Origin of the sequence: Corallococcus sp. AS-1-12, from assembly GCF_020036995.1 — a bacterium.
Lineage (GTDB): Bacteria > Myxococcota > Myxococcia > Myxococcales > Myxococcaceae > Corallococcus.
Map to the genome: position 1 here is coordinate 146,636 of NZ_JAIQDD010000023.1, position 7,051 is coordinate 153,686.

Consider the following 7,051-nt stretch of genomic DNA (forward strand, 5'->3'; position numbering starts at 1 on the left):
GCCATGTTCGGAGCCCTCATCTCGGACGCGTTGGAGATGGCCAAGGCGGCCAGCGGTACGTCGGACGCGAAGTCCATCGCCAAGGTGGTGCTGACCAGCGACTCGTACCGCATCACCGCGCTCAACCGCGCGCGAGAGGCGGCGCTGGCCTTCCACATCCCGCTGGTGAACCACGTGCTGCGCGTGGCCCAGACGGCGGTGATGGGCATTGAAATCGGCAAGGACGTGACGCTGGGCAAGGGCGTGTACTTCGTGCACAGCCTGGGCGTCGTCATCGGCGGGGACGCGCGCATCGGCGACCGCGTGCGCTTCTACGGCAACAACACCGTGGGCACCGCCAAGGACAACGGCTACCCCACCATCGAGGACGACGTCTGGATTGGCGCGGGCGCCCGCATCCTGGGGCCCGTGCGCATCGGGGCTCGCTCGCGCATTGGCGCGAACGCCGTGGTGCTCCAGGACGTGCCGCCGGACAGCGTCGCGGTGGGCATCCCCGCGCGCATCTTCCCGCGCAAGGACCTGGACGAGGTCCCGCTGTAGCCGCTGTCGCTTGCTGATCCGCTGTGCCGGGTTCGTTCCGGGGGATGCGTTGAGGAAGGTCATGGCAGAGACGAAGCACGGCCGGTGGAAGCGGACCGTCATCCTCACCTGCGCGGTGCTGGGCGGCGGCGCGGGCGTGGCGATGGCGCAGCAGCAGGGCGCCAGCAAGGACGCCACGCAGCCCGCCGCGCAGCCCGCCGCCACGGACGTGGTGGCCGTGTACGACGGGGGCCTCCAGGCCGGATGGAAGGACATCGGCTGGGCGCCTCGCGAGCTGCCCGGGGGCGCGCCCGCGCGCCTGCGGATGTTCAATTACGGCGGGTGGATCCTCTACCGGCCCAAGCTCCAGGGCGCGTACGGCGCGCTGAGCTTCCGCTTCACCGCGCCGGAGGCCTACGGCGAGTTCCTGGACGTGCGCCTGGACGCGCCCGGCGCCGCGACGTTCCCGCACGTGCGCATCAGCCCGGAGTTCATCGTCAAGAAGGACCGCGAGTGGGCGGAGGTCGTCGTGCCCATGGAGGTCCTCAACCCGCGCAGTGAGCCCTTCGACCGCCTGGTGCTGCGCGCGTCGAAGGAGGTGGGCCGGGACTGGGTGCTCTTCGACAAGGTGGCCCTGGTGCCGCTGTCTCCGGACGTGGCCGCCGCGCGCGCCGCGGGCGGCGGGCGCATGGGCCGGGGCGACGGCCGCGAGTCGAAGATGGTCATCGACTGCACCGCGCCGTCCAGGCCCATCAGCCCGCTCATCTACGGCATCGCGCTGGACGGCAACAAGGAGACCACGGACACGCACCAGTGGAAGCTGGGCGCCACCATCCGCCGCTGGGGCGGCAACCCCACGTCCCGCTACAACTGGAAGCTGGGCCGCGCGTGGAACACCGGCAACGACTGGTACTTCCGCAACGTGCAGCTCGGCTTCGGCGCGGATGACTTCCTGGAGTCCAACCGGAAGAACAACGTCCAGTCCGCGCTCACGCTGCCGCTCATCGGCTGGGTGGCCAAGGACACGTCCTCCGTGGGCTTCCCCGTCTCCGAGTTCGGCCCGCAGCAGGCCCAGGACGACACGGAGCCCGCGGGCGGCAACGGCGTGCGCCGCGACGGCACGCCCCTGGTCCCCGGCGCGCCCACCACCACCAGCGTGCAGGCCCCGCCGGAGTTCATCGCCGAGTGGGTGAAGTCGCTCAAGGCCGCCAAACGCGGCGTGAACATGTACATCCTGGACAACGAGCCCGCCCTCTGGAGCTCCACGCACCGGGACGTGCACCCCGAGCCGCTCACCTACGACGAGCTGCTCAAGCGCACCATCGAGTACGGCACCGCCGTGCGGAAGGCGGATCCGGAAGCCGTCATCGCCGGTCCCGCCGAGTGGGGCTGGACGAACTACTTCTGGTCCGCCGCGGACTTCGCCCCCGGCCGCCCGCCGTACACGGACCGCCGCGCGCACGGCGACGTGCCGCTGCTGGCCTGGTACCTGCGCGAGCTGCGCGACCACGAGAAGAAGACCGGCGTGCGCCTGCTGGACGTGGTGGACGTGCACTTCTACCCGCAGTCCAACGTGGGCCTGGGCCTGGAGGGCGCCACCGACCCGGAGACCAACGCGCGGCGGATCCGCTCCACCCGCGCGCTGTGGGACCCGACGTACAAGGACGAGTCGTGGATCTCCGAGCCCATCCAGTTGATTCCACGCGTGAAGCAGTGGATCGCGGAGAACTATCCCGGCCGGGGCATGTCCATTGGCGAGTACAACTTCGGCGCCATGAAGCACATGAGCGGCGGCCTGGCGCAGGCGGAGGCCCTGGGCCGCTTCGGGCAGCAGGGGCTCACGTCCGCGTTCTTCTGGCAGTACCCCGCGGAGAACAGCCCCACGTTCTGGGCGTTCCGCGCGTACCGCGACTTCGACGGGCGCGGTGGCCGCTTCCAGGACAACGCCCTGTCCACCACCGCGGCGGAGGGCACCAGCCTCTTCGCGTCCCGCGACGCGTCCGGCAAGAAGCTCACCGCCGTGCTGCTCAACTTCGACCCCGAGCAGGCCGCCCAGGCCCAGGTGGAGTTCAAGGGCTGCGGCTCGCTCAACACCGTGCGCGTCATGGGGTACTCGGGCGCGCCGGGCGGTTTCACCGAACAGGCCACCGGCACCAAGGCCGAGCAGACCCTGTCGCAGCGCCTTCCCCCCTACTCCATCACCGTGCTGGACCTCACGGTGAAGTGAAGACGACGCCTTGACCACCGCACACGCCCCCGCCACCTCTCCCCGCCCGCGCCTGAACATCGGCCAGCTCACCATCGACCAGCTCACCTTCCCGGAGGCCGTCACGGCCATTGGCGAGCTGGTGGACGCGCACCAGGGCGGCTACGTCTTCACCGCCAACGTGGACCACGTCGTCCTCGCGGAGACGAACACGCGCTTCCGCGACGCGTACGCCAAGGCCACCATCTCCGTGGTGGACGGCATGCCCATCGTCTGGGCGTCGCGCATGCTGGACGTGTCGCTGCCGGAGCGCATCGCCGGCTCCGACCTCATCCTCCCGCTGGTGAAGCTGGGCGCCGAGCGCAAGTGGCGCATCTTCCTGCTGGGCGCGGGCCCCGGCGTCGCGGAGAAGGTGGGCAAGCAGTTCCAGGCGCAGTACCCCGGCATCGAGGTCGTGGGCTGGGACTCGCCCATGGTGAACCTGGACGCGGGCGACGCGCAGAACGACCCCATCGTCGCGCGCATCCGGGAGAAGGACCCGCACCTGCTCTTCGTCGCGCTGGGCAGCCCCAAGCAGGAGGTGTGGATTTCGCAGGTGGCCCAGAAGCTGGGGCCCACGGTGGCCATCGGCATTGGCGCGGGGTTCGACTTCATCGCCGGCACCGCCAAGCGCGCCCCGGAGTGGATCGCCAGGGCCGGCTTCGAGTGGCTCTACCGCCTCACCCACGAGCCCAAGCGCCTGTGGCGCCGGTACATCCTCAACGACTCCCAGTTCGGCGTGATTCTCCTGCGCGAGCTGTGGAAGCGCACCCGGGGTTCACAGGAAGGCTGAGTCTCAAAGGACTCGCCTGACTGGCTGCATGTCCTTGATTTCTAAGGCTCGGGTGCTTTTCCCCTCCCTGGACAGTTACAGCCAAACTTGAGTATTCTTGCCCCGCACGCCTTTCGCGGGGTGCACGGGCCATGGTGCCTGAGCCTCGCGTCCGGGTGTGCCCACCCGCAGGCCCCTGGACGTGCCCTCATGTCATCAGCCGTCTCCCGTTCGTCGCCCCGTTGGGCGGCGAGACTCCTCATGTTCGCGGCGTTGTTGTTGTCCGCCTTCAGCGTGCCGGCCGTCGCGGCCACCAACACGGAGGCCACGCAGAAGGCCATCCAGTTCCTGAGCGCGGACGTGGCCAACTGGACCACGTCGCAGAACTGCATCGCGTGCCACCGCCAGGGCGCGGCGGTGTTCGGCCTGTCGAGCGCCAAGGCCAATGGCTACAACATGGCGCAGGCCACCTCCAACGGCCGCACCATCCAGGGCAACCTGGACCTGCTGGGCGCGCGCATCAAGACGGACCAGAAGCCCGCGGGCAACTGGCTGCACGAGGGCACGCTGTACCCCAATGAGAAGACGAGCTGGGCGTCGTTCGGCCTGGCGGGCTTCGACCAGTACGTGTCCACGCAGTACAGCAGCGCGCTGGTGATGGCGGCCAACTGGGCCGTGAGCGTGCAGCAGGCCAGCGGCCGGTGGCCGGAGGACCACATCAACTTCCCGGTGGACCACGGCAGCGTGCCGCTGACGGCGCGCTTCCTGGTGACGCTGTCGCAGGCGAAGCAGCGCGTGGACCCGGCGAAGGCGGCGCAGTACCAGGCGGCCATCGACAAGGCGGCCGCGTACCTGCGCGCGAACCTCAACAACAACGACACGTCCGGCGCGGGCGACGGCATGCCGTACACGTTCCAGAAGTCGTGGGCCATCGTGGGCCTGAAGGCCGCGGGCCCGGGCCTGAACGACGTGAACGCCAACGCCATCCAGACGCTGGCCAACCAGCTCATCGCGATGCCGGCGGTGAGCGGCAAGGGCTGGGGCAACCTGCCCTCGGACGCGTCCAACGACTTCGCCACGGGCATTGGCGTGTACGCGCTGTGCCTGGCGGGCAAGGAGCCGGCGAGCAACGCGCGCCTGTTCAACGCGATTGAGTGGCTGAAGTCCCGCCAGGCGGCGGACGGGAGCTGGGGCTCGGGCACGGCGACGCCGGACATCCCGACGACGTTCGCGTCGCTGGGCCTGGCGTGCTTCGGCGACTTCAGCGTGGAGGTGTCCGTGGTGGGCGAGGACACGAAGATGTTCCCCATCTACGACCCGGCCGCGTCGGAGACGACCTACACGTTCAAGGTGAAGAACCACGGCTACCAGGCGGACACGTACACGCTGAGCGCCGCGGGCGGCCTGCCGGGCTGGACGGCCACGCTGAGCCGGCCCACGGTGTTCCTGGCCTCCGGCGCGGAGTCCACGGTGACGCTGACGGTGCGCGCTCCGGCGAACCTGCTGCCGTCGCTCCTGTCGGAGGTCACGGTGACGGCGGCCTCGGGTGGCGCGCCGGGCGTTTCGGCCTCCGCTCGCGCGAAGACGTATACGCCGCCGCCTCCTCCGGTGACGGGCCTGGCGACGACGACGACCATCCTCACGCCGGCGGCGAACGCGAGCGTGACCATTGGCCAGGCGACGCTCCTGTCCGCGCGCGTGCGCAACGCGTCCACCAACGCGGTGGTGACGGGGCCGCTGAAGGGCGTGGTGACCTTCTTCGTGGCGGGCGTGGCGATTGGCGCGGATGACGACGCGGACGGCGACGGCGTGTTCTCCCTGCCGTGGAGCATCGCGACGGACTCGTGGACGGCCACGGGCGCGCAGGACTACCGCGCGGTGTACTCCGGCGTGACGCTGCAGCCGAACAGCCAGAACCTGCTGGGCAGCACGGCGGCGCAGACGCTGAACATCAACGCCTATCCGTTCACGCCGCCGGAGGTCATCATGGGCAACCAGCCCGCGTTCCTCCGCGAGACGACGCTGAACGCGTGGGGCTTCGTGAAGCCGGCCACCAACGGCGCGGTCATCACCTACGCGGCCTTCATCGTGAACGGCGGCGCCCCGGTGGTGGTGAACCCCGAGCTGAGCGGCGGTCTGGTCTACGTGCCGGTGGAGCTGGTGGAGGGGCCGAACATCATCCAGCTCACGGGCCGCGACAACCTGGGCGGTGTCACCACGAAGCAGATCAACCTGACGGTGGACCGCGTGCCGCCGGTCATCACCATCCAGTCGCCGGTGCAGGGCCAGGTGGTGGGGAGCCTGGTGGACGTCATCAGCCAGATTGACGAGCAGACGCCGACGCGCGTGGAGACGCAGTGGGTGAACACCACGCTGCTGGAGTTCGGCACCGGTTCGGTGACGCACCCGGTGAGCCTGCCGAACTTCGGCGAGCAGGGCATCCTGGTGCGCGCCACGGACTCGGCGAACAACGTGACGGAGGCGGTGGTGCACGTGTTCGTGGAGCCGGGCACGCCCACGGTGACGACGGACCCCGCGGACGGGGCCACGTTCGGGCCGCGCGCGAACCACTCGCTGCCGTATGTGATTCGCGTGTCGTCCGTGTCGGCCACGACGGTGAAGCTGGGCGCGCAGCAGTTCCAGTTGCCGCGCGGCGGCGGTGAAATCCAGACGTCGGTGACGCTGGCGTCGGGCGTGAACACGCTGACCATCGACGCGACGAACGAGGCGGGCCGCACGACGCGCGTGACGCGCACGGTGCGCTACGACACGCAGGCGCCCACGGCGACGCTGCTGACGCCGGCCCCGGGCAGCACGGTGGGCGGCGTGGTGACGCTGACGGCGCGGGTGACGGATGCGCTGAGCAGCATCAAGAACGTGGCGTTCACGCGGGACGGGTCGGGCATCCGCGCCGGCACGCTCCAGTCGAACGGCAACTGGACCGCGGAGCTGGACACGCGCGAGCTGCTGGATGGCACGCACACGGTGGACGTGTGGATGACGGACGCGGTGGACAACTTCGTCATCCAGAGCTTCAGCTTCACGGTGAAGAACAACTAGCCGTCTGTCATTGACGGCGGTGCCCCTGCGGGGCGGAGGGTCCTCCACGGGCCTTCCGCCCCGTTGTCTTTGGAGCGCATGCTGGTGGGCATGCGTGCACAAGTGGCCGGCGTGTGGATGGTGTTGTTCGTGCTGCTCACGGGCTGCGCCAGCGGGCCCACGGTGCGGCTGCGCACGGAGCAGGGGACGCGGACGTACGCCCCGGCCACGTGGGACCGGAGGGTGCCGGTCAGTGCTCGGGAGTTCGAGGAGGCGCTGACGCGGCTGTTATTGGAGGTCCCGCTGACGGTGCGGGCGCCGAAGGTGGTGCGCGCGGTCGCGAAGAAGGGGGCGCAGTTGGACCTGGGGTTCGGGTTCCTGCTGCGGGACGGGTACGGACGGTGGTGCCGGGCGCATGAGGCTTCGAGGGACTGTCTGTCGTTGCTGGAGGACGGGGCGGGCTTCGGTGAGCTGGA

At 69.9% G+C, this 7,051-nt stretch carries 4 protein-coding genes and 1 pseudogene; all 5 read left to right on the top strand.

Annotated features, from left to right (window positions below; all coding sequences use genetic code 11):
• The first annotated feature begins 3 nt into the window (after positions 1-3).
• Positions 4-540, top strand: coding sequence for a serine O-acetyltransferase EpsC (gene epsC / locus K8556_RS28895; RefSeq protein ID WP_223743337.1), 537 nt, complete (start codon positions 4-6; stop codon positions 538-540).
• 61 nt (positions 541-601) lie between these two features.
• Entirely contained in the window at positions 602-2,746 is a 2,145-nt protein-coding gene (epsB, locus tag K8556_RS28900; protein ID WP_223743338.1) for a GH44 family glycoside hydrolase EpsB, read from the top strand.
• Positions 2,747-2,756: 10 nt separating this feature from the next.
• Positions 2,757-3,557 (top strand): exopolysaccharide biosynthesis glycosyltransferase EpsA, encoded by an 801-nt coding sequence (gene epsA, locus K8556_RS28905; protein WP_223743339.1) that lies wholly within the window; start codon positions 2,757-2,759, stop codon positions 3,555-3,557.
• Positions 3,558-3,797: 240 nt separating this feature from the next.
• Complete coding sequence (locus K8556_RS28910) at positions 3,798-6,596, top strand: Ig-like domain-containing protein (protein WP_223743340.1); 2,799 nt, start codon at positions 3,798-3,800, stop codon at positions 6,594-6,596.
• 90 nt (positions 6,597-6,686) lie between these two features.
• Positions 6,687-7,051 (top strand): annotated as a pseudogene (locus tag K8556_RS28915) (hypothetical protein); the annotation flags it as partial.

What these genes read in the sequence shown, in the direction of transcription:
- K8556_RS28910 (WP_223743340.1), top strand. Translation starts at nt 3,798, where the DNA reads ATGTTCGCGGCGTTGTTGTTGTCCGCCTTCAGCGTGCCGGCCGTCGCG.
- epsB (WP_223743338.1), top strand. Translation starts at nt 602, where the DNA reads ATGGCAGAGACGAAGCACGGCCGGTGGAAGCGGACCGTCATCCTCACC.
- epsC (WP_223743337.1), top strand. Translation starts at nt 4, where the DNA reads ATGTTCGGAGCCCTCATCTCGGACGCGTTGGAGATGGCCAAGGCGGCC.